The following is a 20,077-nucleotide window of genomic DNA, read 5'->3' on the forward strand; positions in this document are numbered from 1 at the left end:
CGCCGGCTCAGTCGGCGACCAGCAGCGCCTCGATCTCGGCCTCGCTCAGCAGGCGGCGCGGACGCACGGTCTCGTCGGACGCGACGTAGTAGAACGCGGCGTTCACCTGCTCCAGCGGCACCCCCGTCCAGCGCGACCACGCGAGCCGGTAGACCGCGAGCTGCACCTCGCGCACGCTGCGCGCCTCCGGGTCGGACGGCGCACGCCCCGTCTTCCAGTCGACGACCACGACGGCGTCGTGGGCGCCGCCCGCGTGCTCCGGGAGCTCGGGGAACACCGCGTCGATGCGCGACCGCAGGACCGTCGACCCGACGGGCGTCTCGACGTCGACCTCGACCGCGACCGGCGTGCGCGTAGCCCACTCCGAGGCCAGGAACGTCCGCTGGAGCGTCTCGAGGTCGGCGTCGGGGTCGAGGTCGTCGTCGTCCGCCCCGGGGAGGTCCTCGACGTCGAGCAAGGACGACGTCGTGAAGTACCGCTCGGCCCACAGGTGGAACCGGGTGCCCCGGCGCGCGTGGACCGTGGGCTCGACCGGGACCGGGCGGCGCAGGTGGAGCGCGTACTCGTCGCGGTCCGCCGCGAGCCGCACGAGGCTCGACGCCGAGACGTGCGCCGGCAGCTCGACCTCCCGGCCCGAACGCTCGGCGCGCTCCGCGAGCAGGACGCGCGCGAGCGCGACGAGGTCACGCCCCTCGGCGTCGACGAGGACCCCGGAGGGCGCCGTGAGCCCGGCGGGGCCGCCCGTGCCGTCCACGCCCCCCTGCCCGGGCAGGGCGTCGACCGTCCCGGCCCCGGCGGGCGCGACACGGTCCGCCGCGCCGCGTCCCGCCGCGTCACGTCCCGCCGCGTCACGCTCGGCTGCCGCACGCTCGGCCGCCGCACGCTCGACGGCCGCCGCGGTGTCCCGCAGGACGGACCGCGCAGACCCGCCGGGAGCGTCGTCGGGCACGGGCCACGTCCCGGTCACCTCGACGTCCTCGAGCGGGTTGGAGTCGTCGGGGCCGGGAGGTGCCGACCACCCGTCGGCCGTCACGACCCCCGCCTCGACGAGCTCGACGAGGAACGGCGACAGCGCGCGCGGGCGCGACCCCGTCTGCCACCAGGACGCCGTGAGGTACAGCTCGCGCCGCGCGCGCGTGAAGGCCACGTAGGCGAGCCGTCGCTCCTCGGCGAGCTGGTGCTCCCCGCTCGCCGCGCGGAACTCGTCGCGCCGCGCCACGAGCTCCTTCGTGTCCGCGGCGAGGTCGAAGCGGAACTCCGGTAGGTCGGCGGCGTCGCCGCGCAGCGGGTACGGGAGCTGGCTCACGTCGGTGAGCCAGCCGCTGTCCGCGCGCACCCCCGACGACGACTGCGCAGTGGTCGGGAACACGCCGTCCACGAGCCCAGGCACGACGACGACGTCCCACTCGAGGCCCTTCGCGGCGTGCGCGGTGATGACCTGCACCGCGTCCGGGTCGGGCTCGCGCACGGGCAGGTCGAGCCCGTTCTCCCGGGTCGAGGCGACCCCGAGCCAGGCGAGGAACGCCCCGAGCGTCACGACGTCCGCCGTCTGCGTGAACGTCGCGGCGACGTCGCGGAACGCGTCGAGGTGCTCGCGGGCCCGGTCGCTCACCGCCTCCGGGTCGACGAGCCGCCGCGACGCGAGCAGCGCCTCGTTCGTCACGGCCTCGACGTCGAGGCCCAGGGCGCGCTCCGCCTCGACGACGAGCTCCGGGAGCGACAGGTAGGTGAGGCCGCGCAGCGCGCGCAGGGTCCGGGAGAGCGCCGAGAGCCGCGCGTGGCCCTCCGCGGAGAGCGTGCGCCCGTCCGCCGCCGGCTCGCCCGGGTCCGGGAGGTCGTCGAGCGCGTCGACGATCGAGCGGTGGTCAGCCACGTCGCCCTCGACGACCACGAGCCCCGACTCGGCGTCCTCCGCGGCGGGCGCACGACGGCGCGAGCCGAGCGCGCCCTCGAGCCGCGCGAGGTCCGCCGCGCGGCTCCCGAGCGCGTGCAGGTCGGCGGCGCCGAGGTTGAGCCGGGGCCCGGTGAGGAGACGCACGAGCGCGTCGCCGCGCGAGGGGTCGTGCACGGCCTCGAGCAGCGCGACGACGTCGACGACCTCGGGCGTCGTGAGCAGCCCGCCGAGGCCGACGACCTCCACGGGGAGCCCGCGCCGCCGCAGCGCGACCTCGACCGCCGCGAACTGGCTGCGCTTGCGGCACAGCACGGCCGCGGTGACGCGCCCCCCGGGCGCGCTCGCCGGGCGCCAGCGCGCGGCGACGCGCTCGGCCACGGCCGCGGCCTCCTCCTCGGCGGTCGCCGCCACGTGCGCGGCCACCGCGCCCGGACCCGCGCCGGGGCGCAGCGCGAGCGGCGGCACCTCGACCCGGTCGCCCCGGCCACCGGCGACGGCACCGCGCAGCGGACCGGCCGTGACGTTCGCCGCCGCGAGGACGGCGGCGTCGTTGCGCCACGACGTCGAGAGGAAGCGCACGGCCGAGCGGTCGCCGCCCGCGCGCGGGAAGCGGTCGGGGAACCGCGCGAGGCCGCCCGCGCTCGCGCCGCGCCACCCGTAGATCGACTGGTGCGGGTCGCCCACGGCCGTCACGGGGTGCCCGCCGCCGAACAGCCCCGCGAGGAGCTCGACCTGCGCGTGCGACGTGTCCTGGTACTCGTCCAGGAGGACGACGCGGAAGCGGGCGCGCTCGGTCTCCCCCACCACGGGCACCTCGCGCGCGAGCCGCGCCGCGAGCGCGACCTGGTCGCCGAAGTCGAGGGAGTCGGTCGCGCGCTTGCGGCGGCGGTACTCCGCGACGACGTCGAGCAGGCGGACCCGTTCCGCGACGTCGCCGACGAGCTTCTCGACCTCCTTGGTCCGGGCCTTCTGCCGCGGCCCGAGCGGGAGCGCGTCGAGCTGCTCGACGATCTCGGCCAGGCGGTCCCGCGCCTCGGCGGGGTCGAGGAGGTGCTCGCCGAGCGCGCCGGAGAGGCCGAGTACCGCCGCGACGACCGTGCTCAGCGCGCGGTCGGTGCCCAGGTCGTCGTCCCACGACTCCACGACCTCGGACGCGAGCTGCCACTGCTGCGCCTCGCCGAGGAGGCGGGCCCCCGGCTCGACGCCGACGCGCAGCCCGTGGTCGCCGACGAGCGACGCGGCGTACGCGTTGTACGTCGCGACGGTCGGCCGGTCGAGCAGCGAGAGCGCCGACGCCGCCCCGCCCCGGGCGCGCGCGAGCTGGGCGAGCCGCACCTGGACGCGCTCCGCGAGCTCCCCCGCCGCCTTGCGCGTGAACGTGAGGCCCAGCACCGCGTCCGGCGGGACGAGCTCGTTCGCGATGAGCCAGACGACGCGCGCCGCCATCGTCTCCGTCTTGCCCGAGCCGGCCCCGGCGACGACGAGCGTCGGCTCGAGCGGCGCCTCGATCACCTCGACCTGCTCCGGGGTCGGGCGAGGACGTCCGAGGAGGTCGGCGATCCGCGTCGCGGAGAGCGTCGGCTGCGGCGCCTCCGCCGCCCGGTGCCCGTCGCCCGGGGCGTCGGCGCTCTCGACCGGGAGGCCGTCGGCCGCGACGAGACGCACCGTCGGCCCGCTCGCGCCCGCCTCCGGGAGCTCGAACAGCTCGCTGCTCACGCCACCACCCTCCTGCCCTCGGGCTGCACCGGGCACGCCCGGCGCACGGGGCACATCTCGCACAGCCCGTTCTGGCGGGCCGTGAACGTCGCCGCCGACATGGTGCCGGCGGCCTCCTCCACGAGGTCGCGCGCCCAGCTCGACCCGTCGGGCTCCGGCTCCAGCGCGGGCTGGGCCACGACGGCAGGGCCCACGTGGGTGCTCCCGACGTAGACGAGCTGCGCACCCGCGCTGCGCGTGCCCTCCGGCACGTCGAGCGCGCCCGCCTCGACCGCGAGCTGGTAGGCACCGAGCTGGGGGTGCTCCGCGCCCTCCGCCTTCGTGGCGGTGCGCCGACCGGTCTTGAGGTCGACGACGCGGACCTTGCCCTCCCCCGCTGCCTCGACCCGGTCGATCGTGCCGCGCAGCCGGGCGCGGCCGACGGTGACGTCGAACGACGGCTCGACGAGGAGCGGCTCGCCCGCCTGCGCGACGTAGGCCGCGAGCTTCTCGACCATGCGCTCGGCCCGGCGCCGGAGCTGGCGCGCAGGCCAGCCGTCGGGCAGCGCGAGCTCCGCCCACCGGCGGTCGAGCTCCGCGCGCAGCTCGGCGAGCGACCCGGACGGGTGGGTCTCGGCGATCGAGTGGACGAGCGTGCCGAGGCTCTGGTGCGTCGCGTCGGGCGCCGTCCCGCCGGCCGCCTCGAGCGACCACCGCAGCGGGCACGTCGAGACCGTCTCGACCTTCGAGGGCGACACCGTGACGGTCTCCTCCGCACCGCGCAGCGGCGCCGTGCTCGACACGCCCGCCACGCCGTACCACGTCTCCGGGCGGGCCTCCGCGACGCCGAGCGCCCCGAGGTCCGCCAGGAGCGTCGCCGCCGCGACGGCGCGCTCGTCCGGCCCGGACGCTCCGGCGCCGTCGGCCTCGCGCGCCGCCGCCTCGACGAGGATGCCGCGGGCCGCGGCGACCAACCCGCGCAGGTCGAGCGGCGCCCCGACGCGCACGTGCCTCCGCTCGGCGGGCTCGACCGGCCCGTCCTGCGGACCACCACGCCCGCCGGGACCGTCGGCGCCGTCCGGGCCTCCCGGGCCGTCAGTGCCCCCGGGACCCTCGGGTGCCGACGGCGGCACGACGAGGTCGCAGAACACCGACGGCGCCTCCTCCGCGTCCTGCACGGCCGTCACGACGAGGCGACGCGTCGCGCGCGACGTCGCGACGACGAACGCCCGCAGCTCGTCCGCGAGCACCTGGGCGCGCGCCTGCGAGCCGACCCCGTGCGCGTCCTGCGCGCGGCCGGCGAGGAGCTCGACGAGCGCCTGCGAGCCGAGCAGCGAGTCGCGCAGCCGGAGGTCGGGCCACACGCCGTCCTGGACGCCCGCCACCACGACGACGTCCCACTCGCGCCCGGCAGCACCGGCGGGGGTGAGCGCCGCCACGGCGTCGGCCCCGCTCGCGCTCGCCGCGAGCGAGTCGGCGGGCAGGTCCTGCGAGGCGAGGTACTCGACGAACGCTCCGGCGGGGGCGCCCGGCATGCGGTCGACGAACGTCTCCGCGGCGCGGAACAGCGCGAGCACCGCGTCGAGGTCACGGTCCGCGCGCGCCCCGGCGGGACCGCCGTCGAGCGCCGCCGAGCGCCAGCGCTCCGCGAGACCGGTCGCGGCCCACACCGCCCACAGGACCGTCTGCGCCGTCGCGCCGGGCTCCGCCGCCGCAGCCCGCCCCGCCGCGAGCGCCCGGGCGACCGCGACCGGCCCGCGACGCACCGTGGGCGGGAGCGTCGCGGCGCGCGCCTGGTCGAGGAGCAGCTCGACGAGCAGCGCGTCGGACGAGCGCCCGCCCCCGCCCTCGAGCTCCTCGGCCCGCAGCGCGCGGCGCAGACGGCGCAGCGCGACGACGTCGAGCGCGCCCACGGGCGACGTGAGCAGCGCCGCCGCGGTGAACGGGTCGAGGGCCTCGGGGTCCTCCGCGTCGGCGACGCACACGCGCACGGCCGCGAGGAGCGGCGCGACCGCCGGCTCGTCGCGCAGCGGGACGTCGGAGCCGAGCAGCGTCACGGGGACCGAGGCGGCGACGAGCTCGCGGCGCAGCGCCGCGAGCCGCGTCCCCGTGCGCGCGACGACGGCCATCCGGTGCCAGGGGGTGCCGTGCAGCAGGTGCTCCGCGCGCAGCTCCCGGGCGACGAACGCGGCCTCCTGCGCGACGGCCGAGAGCACCGCGACCTGCACGGGCGGGGCGCCGGGGCCGACGTCGGCAGCCTCGCCCGGGCGCCCGTCGGCGTCCCGCGGCGCGGCGCCACGGTGCACCGCCCCGGCGACGGTGCCGACCTGCGCGGTCACGCGGCGCGTCACCTCGCGCAGCGGCGCGCTCTGGCGCCAGGCGGTGCCCAGCACCGCGACGCGCGCGCCCAGCTCGCCCCGGCGCGCGCCGTCCCGCCGGGCCGGGGCGGACGCCCGGCCCACGAGCCCCGGGCTCGCGCCGCGGAACGTCTGCACCGCGGCGTCGGGGTCGCCGAGCAGCACGAGGCGCGCGCCGTCGTCGTGCAGCACGTGCAGGAGGCGCGCGGTCGCGACCGTCGCCTCCTGGTAGTCGTCGACGACCACGAGGTCCCAGCGCGGCCGGGCGGCGTCGGGCACCTCGTCGTCCCAGGCGAGCAGGGCCTCCGCGGCCTCGTCGACGACGATCGCCGGGTCGAACCGCGACCCGGCGTCGGGCGTGCCCGTGCGCAGGGCGGTGACGTCGAGGTACTCCGCGAAGAGCTGGGCGCCGAGCGACCACTCCGGGCGGTCGTAGCGCTCGCCGAGGGCGGCGAGGTCGGCCGGGGTCAGGCCGCGCTCCGCCGCGCGCATGAGGAGGTCGCGGAGCTCCTGGCGCAGCCCCCGGAGGCCGAGCGCCTCCTCGGGCAGGCCCGCGGGCAGGGCGAGCGGGGTACCGAGGTGCGCGAGGCCGCCGTCGAGGTGGCCCTCCAGGAGCTCGGCGAGCACGAGGTCCTGCTCCGGGCCGGAGATCAGCGTGGGGACGGGCTCGCCCAGCGCGGCCGCGCGCTCCCGCAGGACGGCGAAGGCCGCGGACGCGGCGGTGCGCACCAGGGGCGCGCCGACCGTGCGGCGCGCACGGGCCGACAGGCGGTCACGGAGCGCGGCGGCGGCGCGGCGCGACGCGGCGAGGAGGAGCACGCGCTCGGGCGCGACGCCGTCGCGCAGGGCCGCGAGCACGACCTCCTGCGCGACGAGGGTCTTGCCCGTCCCGGGTGCGCCCACCACGAGGGTGGCCCCGGGGCCGGCCGCGGCGGCGAGCGCCGCGCGCTGGGAGTCGTCGAGCACCGCGTCGGCCTCGAGCTCGCGAGGCCGCGCGACGAGGCGGGGGGCGGTCGTCGTCCGGGGCACGGACCTGATCCCATCACGCGCCACCCACACCGCCGCGCGGGCGCGCGCCGTGGGGCCGGGGGTTACGGGACGGGCCAGCCGTTGGTCAGGCAGCCCTGGGCCGAGATGGACTGCTGGACCATGACCGGGGCGACGGCGCCCGGCGCGGGGCAGTCCTCGTGGCCGTGGCCGAGCACGTGCCCGACCTCGTGGTTGACGAGGTACTGCCGGTACGTGGCGAGGTCGTCGCCGAAGTCGGGCGCCCCGAGCACCCACCGCTCGAAGTTCAGCACGGCGGCGCCCGTCACCGAGTTGCCGCACGAGTAGCGGCTCTCGGTCGCCAGCGGGGCGCACAGGCGGTCGGTCGTGGCGGGGCTCGCGAGCACGACCCGGATGGACGCGTCGTCGGCCGCCGTCCGCGAGAACGTCACGCCGTCGGGGACCGACCAGCCGCGCGGGTCGTTGAGCGTCGCGAGCACCGCGGCGGCGAACACCTCGCCGTCGACGGGCAGCCCGGCCTCGACCTCGACCCGGACGGAGCGGACGGTGCCCGTCCCGGGCGCGGGGCTCTCCCCCGGCACGACGACGAGCGAACCGCCGAGGTCCGGCGCGACGACGACCGTCCCGACCAGACCGGAGCCGGGCTCCGCGACCGGGGCCTCGGGCGTCTCGACGGGTGCCGGCTCCGCGAGGGGCTCGGGCGTCGTCGTCGTGGGGGCGGGGGTGGGCTCGGGCGCGGTGATCGCGTCCGGGCGCGGCGCGATCGGGCCGAGGAGGCCCGGGCCCTGCTCGACGGCGCCCGCGCGCTCGACGGACGACCGGCTCACGGCCGCCGACTCGTCGCGCTCCGGGGCCGGCGGCTCCGCGCGGACGTCTGTGGCGGGAACAGCCGCGGTGCCCGCCGCCCGGCCCAGGTCCCAGACCTCCGCCGTCGCCGCACCGCCGCCGAGGCCGACGACGAGGCACGCGGCGACCGCGGCGCCGTGCCGCAGACCCGTCGTGCGACCCCCGGCACGGGCGGTCGAGAGGCGGTTCGGGGGGGTATGTCTGTCGGGCACCCGCCCATCGTCCCACTCCTCGCGACGCGAGGTCGACACGAACCGCGGTTTCCGTATCCTCCCCCCATGGGAGCCACCGAGGGACGCACGCGCGGCGCGGCCGCCGCTCCCCCGGGCCTGCGCACCCGGATGCCGCGCGACGAGCGCCGCGCGCAGCTCCTCACGATCGCCGAGGAGCTCTTCGCCTCTCACGGCTACCACCACATCTCGATGGACGACATCGCCGACCGCGCCGGGGTCGGCAAGCCCGTGCTGTACCGGCACTTCCCGTCGAAGCTCGACCTCTACCTCGCGATCGTCGACGACCAGGGCGAACGCCTCGTGGGAGCCGTGCACGCGACGCTGGACCCGTTCCGCGAGCCCGCGCCGGGGAACCCCGCGGGCGACCTCGACGCCCTCGCGGTCGACGGCCTCGCCGTGATCGAGGGCATCGTGCGGGCCTACGTCGCGTACGCGCGCGCGGCGGGCCGCTCGGCCGCGCTGCTCTTCGAGTCCGACGTCATGCGGGACCCGGTCGTCCGGGCGCGCGTGCTCGCGCCGGACACGACGATCGCCGGCGCGTTCGCCGACGTGCTCGTGCGCATCACGGACCTCGACGCCGACGAGGCGCTCGTCGTCGCGCGGACGTGCACCGCCGTCGGGCGGGCCGCCGCGACGGAGGTCGTGCGCCCCGACGGCGGCGCGACGGCCGACGACGTCACCCGCCTCGTGCCGCGCCTCGTGTGGCGCGGGGTGCGCGGCATGCTGCGGCGGCCGCCGTCGGGCTCCCTCAGCGCGCCCGACGGGTCGGCGACGGGAATCTGACTACTATCGATCGCGTTGTCGCCGGTGGGACGCCCACCGGCGGCCCGAGGCCCGTCGTCGCTGCGCCTGGCGCAGCCGCTGTGAGGAGAGCTGAGTGGAAGTCACGATCGGTGTGCAGAACCTGGCCCGTGAGATCGTCGTCGACACGGACCTGACCGCCGAGGCCGTGGCCACCGCGGTCGCCGACGCGCTCGGCGGCGCCCCCGCCCTCGAGCTCACCGACTCGCGCGGTCGCCGCGTGATCGTCCCGACGGCGTCGCTCGGCTACGTCGAGATCGGCACCGAGGAGCAGCGCCGGGTCGGTTTCGGCTCCCTCTGAGCCTGAAGGTCTGAACGTCGGGCCCCGAGCGTCGGGACCCAAGCGTCGCGTGCCGCCGTCGCGCCCCCGGGCGCGGCGGCGGCTTCGTCATGCCGCGAGACCCAGGCGGTCCATCCGTCGGGAGTGCTCCGCCGTGAGGCGCGCGAACACCCAGGACTGCGTCGCGGGCGCGGGCCCGCTGCCGCCGCCCGCGGCGACCGGCTCGGCCCCCGCCGCCACGAGCCGGGCGAGCGCTGGACGCCGCGACAGCACGTCGCCGACGACGCCGAGCGCCTCGCCGACGAGACGCCGCCCCCACAGCGCGAGGCGCGACGCGAGCACCGGGTCCTCGGCGGCGACCTCGGCGATGACCGGGGCGTAGCGCTGCGAGGGGGTGTCGTGCGTGAGCGCCTCCACGACGACGTCGCGCGAGCGCTCGTCGAGACCCTGGGCAGCGAGGAGGCAGAAGTCGTCCGCGACGCCCTGGCCCACGTAGCCCTTGAGGATGCCCTCCCACCACGTGCTGGGCTTGGTGCGCGCGTCGAAGTCGTCGAACAGGCCGTCGAACGGGGTCATGCAGTCCGCCGGGTCACCGCCCAGCTCCTCGACGCGCACGAGCACGCGCTCCTGCCGGTCGAGCATCGCGGCCGCGAGACGGGACAGGGCCTGGCGCTGGCGCAGCGTGGGGGCGTGCGCGGCGTCGCCCGCGAGGCGCCCGAAGCTCGCGAGCTCGGTGTACGCGACGAGGCCGAGCAGCTCCACCGCGTCGGTGTGGTCCGCCGGGGGCAGGGTCGTGGGGCTCGCGTGCTCGGCGTCGCTCATCGGGCCAGGATAGTTCTCCGATATCATGGCCGACGTACATCGGTTGCCCGGTCGTCCAGACCTCACGCTCGTCACGCGTACGACGACGGCACGGCACGGTCCGCAGCGCGGGCCTGGCCACGACATCCCACGATCGGCTGCCGGCCACGAGGTGCGCACGACCGCGACCGGGAACCTCCCCGGCTCCGGGCCCCGACGGGCCCGCCGACGGTCGCGCGTGCCCGAACGAGACAGAGGCACCAGTGACCACCACAGACGCCACCACCACCGACGCGACGCCGGACGTGAGCGCGGACGCGACGTCCGTCGCCGCCAGCGTGCACGCGGACAACACGACCTTCGCGGACTTCGGCGTCCGCCAGGAGATCGTCGACGCGCTCTCCGACGCGGGCATCGTCCAGCCCTTCCCCATCCAGGCGATGACGCTCCCGGTCGCCATGTCCGGCCACGACATCATCGGCCAGGCCAAGACCGGTACCGGCAAGACCCTCGGCTTCGGCGTGCCGCTGCTGCACCGCGTCGTCGCCCCGGGCGAGCCCGGCTTCGACGAGCTGCCCTCCCCCGGCAAGCCGCAGGCGCTCGTCGTCGTCCCGACGCGCGAGCTCGCCGTCCAGGTCGCGAACGACCTCACCACGGCCTCGAAGCGCCGCTCGGTGCGCATCGTCCAGCTCTACGGCGGTCGCGCCTACGAGCCGCAGGTCGAGGCGCTGACGCGCGGCGTCGAGGTCGTCGTCGGCACGCCCGGCCGCATGATCGACCTGATGAACCAGGGCCACCTCAACCTCACGCGCGCCGCGACCGTGGTCCTCGACGAGGCGGACGAGATGCTCGACCTCGGGTTCCTCCCGGACGTCGAGAAGATCTTGGCTCGCACGCCCGCGCAGCGCCACACGATGCTCTTCTCGGCGACCATGCCGGGCGCCGTCGTCTCGATGGCGCGCCGCTACATGAAGCAGCCGACGCACATCCGCGCGAACGACCCCGACGACGGCGGCCAGACGGTCAAGAACATCGAGCAGGTCGTCTACCGCGCGCACGCGCTGGACAAGGTCGAGATGCTGGCACGCATCCTCCAGGCCGAGGGCCGCGGGCGCACCATCGTGTTCGCCCGGACCAAGCGGACCGCCGCGAAGGTTGCGGACGAGCTCGTCGACCGCGGGTTCGCCGCCGGCTCGATCCACGGCGACCTCGGGCAGGGCGCGCGCGAGCAGGCGCTGCGCGCGTTCCGCAACGGCAAGATCGACGTGCTCGTCGCGACCGACGTCGCGGCACGCGGCATCGACGTCGAGGACGTCACGCACGTCGTGAACTACCAGTGCCCCGAGGACGAGAAGACGTATCTGCACCGCACCGGCCGCACTGGCCGCGCGGGCAACAAGGGCACCGCCGTGACGTTCGTCGACTGGGACGACATCCCCCGCTGGTCGCTCATCGACAAGGCCCTCGACCTCGGCATCCCCGAGCCGGTCGAGACGTACTCGAGCTCGCCGCACCTGTACACCGACCTGCACATCCCCGAGGGCACGAAGGGCCGCCTCCCCAAGGAGCGGCGCACGCTCGCCGGGCTCGAGGCGGAGGAGATCGAGGACCTCGGCGAGACCGGCAAGCGGCACACGCCCGCGGGCGGGTCGCGCGGGCGCCAGGGCGGCCGGTCCGACGGCGGCCGCGGCCGTCCCGAGGGCGACCGGGGCCGGTCCGGCGGCCAGGGCCGCTCCGGCGGGCGTCGCGGCGAGACCGAGCGCACGGGCGCGCGTGCCGAGGGTGAGCGCACCGAGGCGACCGAGGGCGCCCCGGCGACCGAGGGCGGCGAGCGCCGCCGTCGGTCCCGCAGCCGCCGCCGCACGCGCGGCGGCCGCCCCGTCGAGCAGCAGGGCGGTGCCGCCGAGGCGACCGCCCAGCCCGCGGAGTAGCCGCTCCCGGCGGTTCCCGAGCCCGACGACGAACCCCGGGTCGCGTCCCACGGTCACCAGGCCGCGGGGACGCGGCCCGGGGTTCGTCGCGTCCGGGTCAGTGCACGTGCGCGTCGCGCCCGGCGAACCACACCGCGACGCCCTGGACGGCCGCCGCGGCGACGAGGAGCAGGAGCGGGACCGTCCATGTGCCCGTGACGTCGTGCGCGAGCCCGAGGCCGAGCGGGCCGGTCGCGGCGAGCAGGTAGCCGGCGCTCTGCGCCATGCCGGAGAGCTCGGACGTGTGCGCGGCGTCGCGCGCCCGCAGCGCCATGAGGGTGAGCGCGAGGCTGATCCCGCCGCCCTGCCCGAGGCCGACGAGCACGACCCAGAGCGCCGCGCCGCCGGGGGCGGCGGCGAGCCCGAGCAGCCCCGAGCCGACGAGCACCACGAGCACGAGGCCGATGCCGCGCTGGCGCGGCATGCGCCCGGCGAGGACCGGGGTGACGAACGAGCCGACGATCCCCGCGAGGTTGCACAGCGCCAGGAGCCAGCCGCCCACCTCCGGCGTCCGGCCGAGCGCGACCATGATCTCGGGCAGCCAGGCGTTGACCGCGTAGAACGACAGCGACTGCATGCCCATGACGACGGTGACAGCCCAGGCGAGCGGGCTGCGCCACACCGCCGACCGCGCGGCGGCCGGCCCCGCGCCGGGTCCGAACGCCACCGTGCCGGCGGGGTCGGGCCGCAGCGCGCGCGGCACCCACACGAGCGCCCCGAGCACGGCGAGGACGCCCCAGGTCGCGAGCGCGCCGCGCCAGTCGAGACCGGCCGCCGACGCGACCGGCAGGGTCAGGCCCGCCGCGAGCGCCGCCCCGCCGGAGAGCGCCATGGAGTACAGGCCGGTCATGAGACCGATGCGGTCGGCGAAGTCGCGCTTGATGAGCGCGGGCAGCAGCACGTTCCCGAGCCCGATCGCGCACCCGGCGACGACCGTCCCGGCGAACAGCCCGGCGGTCGAGGGCACGAGGCGCAGCGCGAAGCCGACGCACAGCAGGACGAGGCTCACGAAGAGCGCGCGCTCGAGCCCCCAGCGCCGCGCGAGCACGGGCGCGAGCGGCGCGAAGAGCCCGAAGCAGAGGACAGGAAGCGTCGTGAGCACGCCCGCCGCCGTCGCGCTGAGGCCCAGGTCCGTGCGGATCTCGCCGAGCACGGGCGAGATCGCGACGACGGCCGGCCGGAGGTTGAGCGCCGCGAGGACGATCGCGACGACGGCGGCCAGCCCCAGCGGACGGCGCAGCCCGCTCACGCCTCGACCTCGTCGGCGTCGGCGTCGGCGCGACCAGGACGGTCCGCGGCGGCCTCGACGAGCTGCGCCCGCACGGCGTCGATCGTCGCGACGACGGCGGCCTCGGCCGCGTCGGCGTCGGCCGCCCGGATCGCCGCGACGACCTCCTCGTGACCGGGGACGTCGCGGTGGTGCCGACGCTGCCCGCCGGACGGGAGCGTACGGACGAGCGCGTGGTCGAGGCCTCCGTAGAGGTCGGCGAGCAGGGGGTTGCCCCCGGCGCGCACGACCTCGCCGTGGAAGGCGACGTCGGCGGCCTGGAAGGCCTGCTCGTCCCCGTCGCGTGCCGCGACCTGGGCGGCGAGGGCCGCGTCGAGGCGGCGGAGGGCGACGGCGTCGGCCCGCCCGGCAGCGGCGCGCGCCGCACCGCGCTCGAGGATCTCGCGCACCTCGAGCACGTGGAGCGCGTCCGTGGTCCGGGCCCGCCGGGTCAGTGCGGCGTCGAGCCCGTCGGCCGCGCGCACGTAGGTGCCGTCGCCGCGGCGCGGCTCGAGGATCCCGGCGTGCTCGAGCGCGCGCACGGCCTCGCGCACCGTGTTGCGCCCGACGCCGAGCTCGGCGACGAGCTCGGGCTCGGGCGGGATGCGGGTGCCGACGGGCCACTCCCCGCGCTCGACGCGCTGCATGAGCCGTTCGACGACGAGCTCCGACACCTTGCGGGGAGGACTGATCGGCTGGTTCACCGAAAGAACCTAACATCCCCTGTTTGGCTCGGTGGTGAGACGGGCGTACGGGGTCCCGCGTACGGGGGTTGACCAGCGCGCGCAACCGCGAGGACCTTGCGACAGGACCGCTCCTTCGACGACGAAAGCGAGACCACCATGGACCCCACCCCGTCACGACGCCGACGACGACTGCGCAGCCTCCTCGCCCTGGTCGCCTCCGCCACGCTCGTCGGGACACTCCTCACCGGCACGACGACCGCCGCGGCCGCGGACACCGAGCTCGCCGTCAACGGCGGGTTCGAGTCCGGACTGTCCGGGTGGACGTGCTCCGGCTCCACGGGGCAGCAGGTCACGAGCCCGGTCCGCACCGGCAGCGGGGCGCTCCGGGGCACGCCCGCCGGGACCGACACCGCGCGCTGCTCGCAGACCGTCGCCGTTCGACCCTCGTCGACCTACACGCTCAGCGCGTGGGTCCAGGGCTCCTACGCGTACCTCGGGGCGAGCGGCGCGACGGCGCAGGACGTCACCACCTGGACGCCCTCGGCCGCGACCTGGCAGCGGCTCAGCGTGACCTTCACGACGACCGCGACGGCGACGTCCGCGACCGTCTTCGTGCACGGCTGGTACGGCCAGCCGGCCTACGTCGTCGACGACGTCAGTCTCGTGGGCCCGGGCGGCGGCACGGCGCAGCCGCCCGCGACCCCCACCGGCCTCACCGCCGGGACGCCCACCGCCACCAGCGTGCCCCTCACCTGGGGCGCCGTCGCCGGCGCCACCGGCTACGCCGTCTACCGCGACGGCACCCGCGTCGCCACGACCACGGCCCCGTCCACCACCGTCTCCGGGCTCACCGCCGCCACCGCCTACTCCTTCCAGGTCACCGCGACCAACGGCGCGGGCGAGTCGCCCCGCTCCGCCGCCGTCGCCGTCACCACGGCGACCGGCGGCACCGGGGGCGGACCCGGCGCCGGGCTGCCGGCGCACGCGCTCGTCGGCTACCTGCACACGTCGTTCGCCAACGGCTCGGGCTACGTCCGGATGGCGGACGTCCCGGACTCGTGGGACGTCATCAACCTCGCGTTCGGCGAGCCGACGAGCGTCACGTCCGGCGACATCCGGTTCAGCCTCTGCCCGCGGGCAGAGTGCCCGAACGTGGAGTCGGTCGCGGAGTTCAAGGCCGCCGTCGCCGCCAAGCGCGCGGCCGGGAAGAAGGTGCTCCTGTCGATCGGCGGGCAGAACGGTCAGGTCCAGCTCACGACGACCGCCGCGCGGGACGCGTTCGTCGCCTCCGTGAGCTCGATCATCGACACCTACGGGCTGGACGGGGTCGACATCGACTTCGAGGGGCACTCGCTGTACCTGAACCCGGGAGACACGGACTTCCGCTCCCCGACCACCCCCGTGATCGTCAACCTCATCTCCGCGCTCAAGACGCTCACGGCGCGGTACGGCGACGACTTCGTGCTGACGATGGCGCCGGAGACCTTCTTCGTCCAGAACGGCTACCAGTTCTACGGCTCCGGCCCGTGGGGCGGCCAGGACCCGCGCTGCGGCGCCTACCTGCCGGTGATCCACGCCCTGCGCGACGACCTGACGCTGCTCCACGTCCAGCACTACAACTCGGGGCCGATCATGGGGCTCGACGACCAGTACCACTCGATGGGCGGCGCGGACTTCCACGTCGCGCTGACGGACATGCTGCTCACCGGCTTCCCGGTCGCGCGCGACACGACGCGGATGTTCCCCCCGCTGCGCCCCGAGCAGGTCGCGATCGGCCTCCCGGCCAGCACGCAGGCGGGCAACGGCCACACCCCGCCCGCGCAGGTCGCCCAGGCCCTGGACTGCCTCACGAAGGGCACGGGCTGCGGGTCGTACCGGACCCACGGGCGCTGGCCGGGGCTGCGCGGCCTCATGACGTGGTCGATCAACTGGGACCGCTTCAACGGCGGGGAGTTCTCCCGGAGCTTCGACGCGTACTGGCCCTGACGAGCGGGTCACGGTCGCGCACGCGACCGGCGTCCGGGAACCCGCTCCCGGACGCCGGTCGCCTCCGACGGCGGGACGCGGTCAGGCGGTCTGGACGAACTCGATCACGGCGTCGGCGACGAGCTGCACGGCGATGGCCGCGAGCAGCAGACCGGCGATCCGGGTCACGAGGATCGTGCCCGAGTCGCCGAGGACGCGGTTGATGACGTTCGCGAAGCGCATCGAGAGCCACAGGCACACGTGCACCGCGACGACGCCCGCCGCGATGGCGACCCACTCGGCGACGCCCCCGCCGCGCTCCCCCGCGCGCTGCACGAAGACCATCGTCGCGACGATCGCGCCCGGGCCGGCGAGCAGCGGCGTCCCGAGCGGCACGAGCGCGACGTTGACGCCCTTGTTGCCCGACGGCTGCGGCTCCTCCATCTTCCCGGTGAGCAGCTCCATCGCCACGAGGAGCAGCAGCAGGCCGCCCGCCGTCTGGAGCGCGGGCAGCGAGATGTGCATGTAGCTGAGGATCTGCTGGCCGAACACCGCGAACGCGACGATCACGCCGAACGCCACGAGGATCGCGGTGCGCGCCGCCTGGTTGCGCTGCTTGGCGCCCATCGCGCTCGTCAGGCCCAGGAACACCGGCACCGTGCCGGGCGGGTCCATGATGACGAACAGGGTGACGAAGACCTCCGTGAAGAGCCGGACGTCGAAGAACTCGCTCATCGTCCGATCATCGGATCACGTCCAACTGTCCCAGCTCCTCGATCTGCTCCAGCACGGTCGGTGCTGTCGTGTTCTCCCCGAGCCGGTTCGGTTTGCCGGCCCCGTGGTAGTCGCTCGACCCGGTGACGAACAGGCCCAGGGTCCGGGCCAGGTCCTCGAGCCGTGCACGCTGACGCTCGTCGTGGTCGCGGTGGAACACCTCGAGCCCGGCGAGCCCCGCCTCGGCCATCTCCTCGATCACGGCGTCGGCCACGACGCGGCCGCGACCGTCCGCGCCCGGGTGGGCGAAGACGGGCACGCCGCCCGCGGCGCGGATCCCGCGCACGGCCACGACGGCGTCGGGCGCGTAGTGGGGCACGTAGTACGGGGTGTCCGTGGCGAGGATGGTCGCGAACGCGGCGGAGCGGTCGGGCGCGAGCCCGGCCGCGACGAGCGCGTCGGCGATGTGCGGTCGCCCGATCGTCGTCCCCGCGACGGTCTGGGCGAGCACATCCTCCCACGTGATCGGGTAGTCCTCGGCGATGAGGTCGACCATCCGCCGGGCCCGGCTCGTGCGCGCGTCGCGCGTGCGGTCCAGCTCGGCGAGGAGGGCGGCGTGCGCCGGGTCGTGCAGGTAGGACAGCACGTGCACGCTGATGCCGCCGGAGCGGGCCGAGATCTCCGCGCCGCGCACGAGCGCGACCCCGTGCGCGAGCGCCGCGTCCGTCGCCTGCGCCCAGCCCGCCGTCGTGTCATGGTCGGTCAGCGCGACGACGTCGAGCCCGGCCGCGGCGGCCGCCTCGACGACCTCCCCCGGGGCGTCCGTGCCGTCGGACGCGGTCGAGTGGGTGTGGAGGTCGATGCGCACGGGACCAGGATAGTGACGACGCACCGAGGCGGCGGCACGGGACCCCCACACGATGTCCACACGGGGCGCGGCCCCTCCCCACGGTCGTCCCAGGCTGGGGTGCCAGAGTCGGGAGCGATGACCCTCACGACGCCCCCCACGGCAGCCCTCGCGACGACCTCCCCCTCGACCCCCTCGACGCCGGCGTCCCCCGACCCCACGCAGGCCCCGCCCGCGGTGGTCTTCGTCCACGGCATGCGCACCTCGGGCGCGATCTGGGACCACCAGGTCGAGCACGTGCGCGCCCTCGGCCACGACGCCGTCGCGGTCGACCTGCCCGCGCACGGCGCCCGCGCGCACGAGCGCTTCACGCTCGACCGCTCCTTCGAGGTGCTCGACGAGGCGGCCGCGTCGTTCGGCCCCGACCGCCGGGTCGCGCTCGTCGGCCTCTCGCTCGGCGGCTACACGTCGATCGCCTGGGCGGCCCGACGTCCCGCGAACCTCGCGGGCGTGGTGGCCGCGGCCTGCACGTCCGACCCCAAGGGCAAGCCCGTCGCGCTGTACCGCGACGTCGCGCGCCTCGTCGTCGCCGGGGGCGGCGCCGTCGGACGCGGCGCGCGCTGGGCCGCGCGCACGACCGCGACCGCGTGGGGCACGATCGCCCGCGGCGGCCGCGGCCTGCCAGGCGGTGCCGCGTCGTCGTACGCGCTGGCCGGGCCGGCCGACGCCGGGCCCCCGACGCCGGTCGCGCCCGGCTGGCACGTCGTCACCGACGCGCTCACCCAGCTCGCGGGCCGCTCGTGGCTCGCCCACGTGCGCGACGTCGACGTCCCGGTGTGGCTCGTCAACGGCGCGCGCGACCACATGCGCCTCGACGAGCAGCGCTACCTCGCGGCGGCCGCGGACGCAGCGCTCGTCGTCGTGCCGCGCGCCGGCCACGACGTCAACAGCGAGGCTCCCGAGGCCTTCAACCGCGTGCTCGGGCGCGCGCTCGCGGACTTCGGCCGCGTGCGCGGTGCGAGACTGGGGGCATGACCGACGCCACCCCCGTCACGCCCGCGCCCCCGTCCGAGACGCCCGACCAGGCCACCGAGCACGCCGGTCCCGGCGAGACCCAGGACCTGGCCGCGCGCGGGAGCAACCGCTCCCAGCGCCCGGACTCCGACGCGTTCAAGGCCTTCATCACGAGCGGCTGGGCGCCGCGCGCCGCGCTCGACGTCGAGCCGCTGCCGGCCGCCCCGTTCACCGTCGCGCGCCGCGCCGCGCTGTCGGCCCGGTTCCCGGGCGCGCGCCTCGTCGTGCCCGCCGGCCCGCTCAAGACGCGGTCGAACGACACGGACTACCGCTTCCGCCCGCACTCGGCGTTCGCGCACCTCACGGGCTACGGCACGGACCAGGAGCCCGACGCGGTGCTCGTGCTGCACCCCGTGGAGCCGGGGACCGGGGACGCCGGGTCCGACCACCACGCCGTGCTCTACGTCCGCCCGCTCGCGGCGCGCGACACCGAGGAGTTCTACGCGGACGCGCGGTACGGCGAGTTCTGGGTCGGCGCGCGTCCGTCGCTCGACGACGTCACGACCGCGACCGGCGTGGAGGCGCGGCACGTCGACGAGCTGCGTGACGCGCTCGCGAAGGACGTCGGCGCCGGCGGGGTGACGCTCCTCGTCGTCGCGGGCGCGGACGAGGCCGTCGAGGCGCTCGTCGAGGCGATCCGCGCGGAGGCGGGCGTCGACGAGGCCGCCGAGGACCAGCAGCTCAGCGAGGCCGAGTGGCTCGCGCGCGCCGAGGCCGCGTACCGCCGCACGGACGCCGCGCTCGTCGAGGCGGTCTCCGAGCTGCGCCTGGTCAAGGACGCGCACGAGGTCGAGCAGATGCGCGAGGCCGTCGCGGCGACGATCGCGGGCTTCGAGGAGGTCGTGCGGAGCCTGCCGCGCGCCCTCGGGCACCGTCGCGGCGAGCGCGTCATCGAGACGACGTTCGACGCCCACGCGCGCCTCGAGGGCAACACGGTCGGCTACGAGACGATCGCCGCAGCCGGCGAGCACGCGACGACGCTGCACTGGATCCGCAACGACGGCGTCGTGCGGACCGGCGAGCTCGTGCTGCTCGACGCGGGCGTCGAGGTCGACTCGCTCTACACGGCCGACGTGACGCGCACGCTGCCCGTCGACGGCGAGTTCACCGACGTCCAGCGCCGCGTGTACCAGGCCGTGCTCGACGCCGCGGACGCCGCGTTCGCCGTCGCGGTGCCGGGCGCGCGCTTCCGCGACGTGCACGCCGCCGCGATGGAGGTCATCGCCGCGCGCCTCGAGGAGTGGGGTCTGCTCCCGGTGAGCGCCGCCGAGTCGCTCTCGCCCGAGGGGCAGCAGCACCGCCGCTGGATGGTGCACGGCACGAGCCACCACCTCGGCCTCGACGTGCACGACTGCGCGCAGGCGCGGCGCGAGCTCTACCTCGACGGGGTGCTCGAGCCGGGCATGGTCTTCACGATCGAGCCGGGTCTGTACTTCAAGGCGGACGACCTGGCCGTCCCGGCGGAGTACCGCGGCATCGGCGTCCGCATCGAGGACGACGTCCTCGTCACGGCCGACGGCAACGAGAACCTGTCGGCCGCGCTGCCCCGTCGGCCCGAGGACGTCGAGGCCTGGATGGCGCGGCTGCGCGGCTGAGTCGCGCCCGGCTCACCGGCGGAGGAACTGGGCTATGGTGGCCC

At 76.5% G+C, this 20,077-nt stretch carries 14 protein-coding genes; 6 read left to right on the forward strand and 8 right to left on the reverse strand.

All coding sequences use genetic code 11. From position 1 onward, the window contains the following. Positions 1-7 precede the first annotated feature (7 nt). The 3 genes from B8281_RS16935 to B8281_RS16945 form a co-directional block, all read right to left on the reverse strand. On the reverse strand, positions 8-3,610 hold the full coding sequence (locus B8281_RS16935) for a UvrD-helicase domain-containing protein (RefSeq protein ID WP_369824907.1): 3,603 nt from the start codon (positions 3,608-3,610) through the stop codon (positions 8-10). Beyond that, positions 3,607-6,975 (reverse strand): UrvD/REP family ATP-dependent DNA helicase, encoded by a 3,369-nt coding sequence (locus tag B8281_RS16940; RefSeq protein WP_085388335.1) that lies wholly within the window; start codon positions 6,973-6,975, stop codon positions 3,607-3,609. Before B8281_RS16940 ends, B8281_RS16935 begins: the two co-directional genes overlap by 4 nt. A 62-nt stretch (positions 6,976-7,037) precedes the next feature. Continuing rightward, positions 7,038-8,012: a DUF3152 domain-containing protein gene (locus tag B8281_RS16945; RefSeq protein ID WP_085388336.1), complete on the reverse strand. Its 975-nt coding sequence runs from the start codon at positions 8,010-8,012 to the stop codon at positions 7,038-7,040. Between the two features lie 66 nt (positions 8,013-8,078). Between B8281_RS16945 and B8281_RS16950 the strand changes: the two genes are divergently transcribed. Further along, entirely contained in the window at positions 8,079-8,816 is a 738-nt protein-coding gene (locus B8281_RS16950) for a TetR/AcrR family transcriptional regulator (protein WP_085388337.1), read from the forward strand. A 94-nt stretch (positions 8,817-8,910) separates the two neighbouring features. Continuing rightward, entirely contained in the window at positions 8,911-9,135 is a 225-nt protein-coding gene (locus tag B8281_RS16955) for a DUF3107 domain-containing protein (RefSeq protein ID WP_034654117.1), read from the forward strand. An 87-nt stretch (positions 9,136-9,222) separates the two neighbouring features. Here B8281_RS16955 and B8281_RS16960 read toward each other — a convergent pair whose 3' ends face one another. Continuing rightward, entirely contained in the window at positions 9,223-9,936 is a 714-nt protein-coding gene (locus B8281_RS16960) for a ferritin-like fold-containing protein (RefSeq protein ID WP_051028611.1), read from the reverse strand. A 242-nt stretch (positions 9,937-10,178) separates the two neighbouring features. On the opposite strand from B8281_RS16960, the gene B8281_RS16965 reads away from it, so the two are divergent. Then, positions 10,179-11,846 (forward strand): DEAD/DEAH box helicase, encoded by a 1,668-nt coding sequence (locus B8281_RS16965; protein ID WP_085388338.1) that lies wholly within the window; start codon positions 10,179-10,181, stop codon positions 11,844-11,846. Between the two features lie 97 nt (positions 11,847-11,943). Here the strand turns inward: B8281_RS16965 and B8281_RS16970 are convergent, their stop codons facing one another. Both B8281_RS16970 and B8281_RS16975 read right to left on the reverse strand, forming a co-directional pair. Further along, the gene (locus tag B8281_RS16970) at positions 11,944-13,134 is read right to left on the reverse strand and encodes an MFS transporter (RefSeq protein WP_085388339.1); all 1,191 of its coding nucleotides are present in this window, start codon (positions 13,132-13,134) and stop codon (positions 11,944-11,946) included. Continuing rightward, positions 13,131-13,856 carry a FadR/GntR family transcriptional regulator gene (locus tag B8281_RS16975; RefSeq protein ID WP_085388340.1) on the reverse strand — a complete coding sequence of 242 codons (726 nt, stop codon included), beginning with the start codon at positions 13,854-13,856 and terminating at the stop codon, positions 13,131-13,133. Before B8281_RS16975 ends, B8281_RS16970 begins: the two co-directional genes overlap by 4 nt. A gap of 138 nt (positions 13,857-13,994) precedes the next feature. Between B8281_RS16975 and B8281_RS16980 the strand changes: the two genes are divergently transcribed. Next, the gene (locus B8281_RS16980) at positions 13,995-15,824 is read left to right on the forward strand and encodes a chitinase (RefSeq protein ID WP_085388341.1); all 1,830 of its coding nucleotides are present in this window, start codon (positions 13,995-13,997) and stop codon (positions 15,822-15,824) included. An 81-nt stretch (positions 15,825-15,905) separates the two neighbouring features. Here the strand turns inward: B8281_RS16980 and B8281_RS16985 are convergent, their stop codons facing one another. Together B8281_RS16985 and B8281_RS16990 are read right to left on the reverse strand one after the other, a co-directional pair. After that, the gene (locus tag B8281_RS16985; protein WP_021482981.1) at positions 15,906-16,538 is read right to left on the reverse strand and encodes a MarC family protein; all 633 of its coding nucleotides are present in this window, start codon (positions 16,536-16,538) and stop codon (positions 15,906-15,908) included. Between the two features lie 7 nt (positions 16,539-16,545). Then, the gene (locus B8281_RS16990; RefSeq protein WP_085388342.1) at positions 16,546-17,385 is read right to left on the reverse strand and encodes a PHP domain-containing protein; all 840 of its coding nucleotides are present in this window, start codon (positions 17,383-17,385) and stop codon (positions 16,546-16,548) included. A 117-nt stretch (positions 17,386-17,502) separates the two neighbouring features. On the opposite strand from B8281_RS16990, the gene B8281_RS16995 reads away from it, so the two are divergent. Continuing rightward, entirely contained in the window at positions 17,503-18,399 is an 897-nt protein-coding gene (locus B8281_RS16995; RefSeq protein WP_085388343.1) for an alpha/beta fold hydrolase, read from the forward strand. Further along, positions 18,396-20,033 carry an aminopeptidase P family protein gene (locus tag B8281_RS17000; protein ID WP_085388344.1) on the forward strand — a complete coding sequence of 546 codons (1,638 nt, stop codon included), beginning with the start codon at positions 18,396-18,398 and terminating at the stop codon, positions 20,031-20,033. The genes B8281_RS16995 and B8281_RS17000 overlap by 4 nt, the downstream gene beginning before the upstream one ends. Positions 20,034-20,077 lie beyond the last annotated feature (44 nt).

The organism is Cellulosimicrobium sp. TH-20 (assembly GCF_002105775.1).
Lineage (GTDB): Bacteria > Actinomycetota > Actinomycetes > Actinomycetales > Cellulomonadaceae > Cellulosimicrobium > Cellulosimicrobium funkei.

Excerpts from the sequence above, each read along its gene's own strand:
- B8281_RS16950 (WP_085388337.1), top strand. The coding sequence starts at position 8,079 with ATGGGAGCCACCGAGGGACGCACGCGCGGCGCGGCCGCCGCTCCCCCG.
- B8281_RS16960 (WP_051028611.1), bottom strand. The coding sequence starts at position 9,936 with ATGAGCGACGCCGAGCACGCGAGCCCCACGACCCTGCCCCCGGCGGAC.
- B8281_RS16980 (WP_085388341.1), top strand. The coding sequence starts at position 13,995 with ATGGACCCCACCCCGTCACGACGCCGACGACGACTGCGCAGCCTCCTC.
- B8281_RS16985 (WP_021482981.1), bottom strand. The coding sequence starts at position 16,538 with ATGAGCGAGTTCTTCGACGTCCGGCTCTTCACGGAGGTCTTCGTCACC.
- B8281_RS16995 (WP_085388343.1), top strand. The coding sequence starts at position 17,503 with ATGACCCTCACGACGCCCCCCACGGCAGCCCTCGCGACGACCTCCCCC.
- B8281_RS17000 (WP_085388344.1), top strand. The coding sequence starts at position 18,396 with ATGACCGACGCCACCCCCGTCACGCCCGCGCCCCCGTCCGAGACGCCC.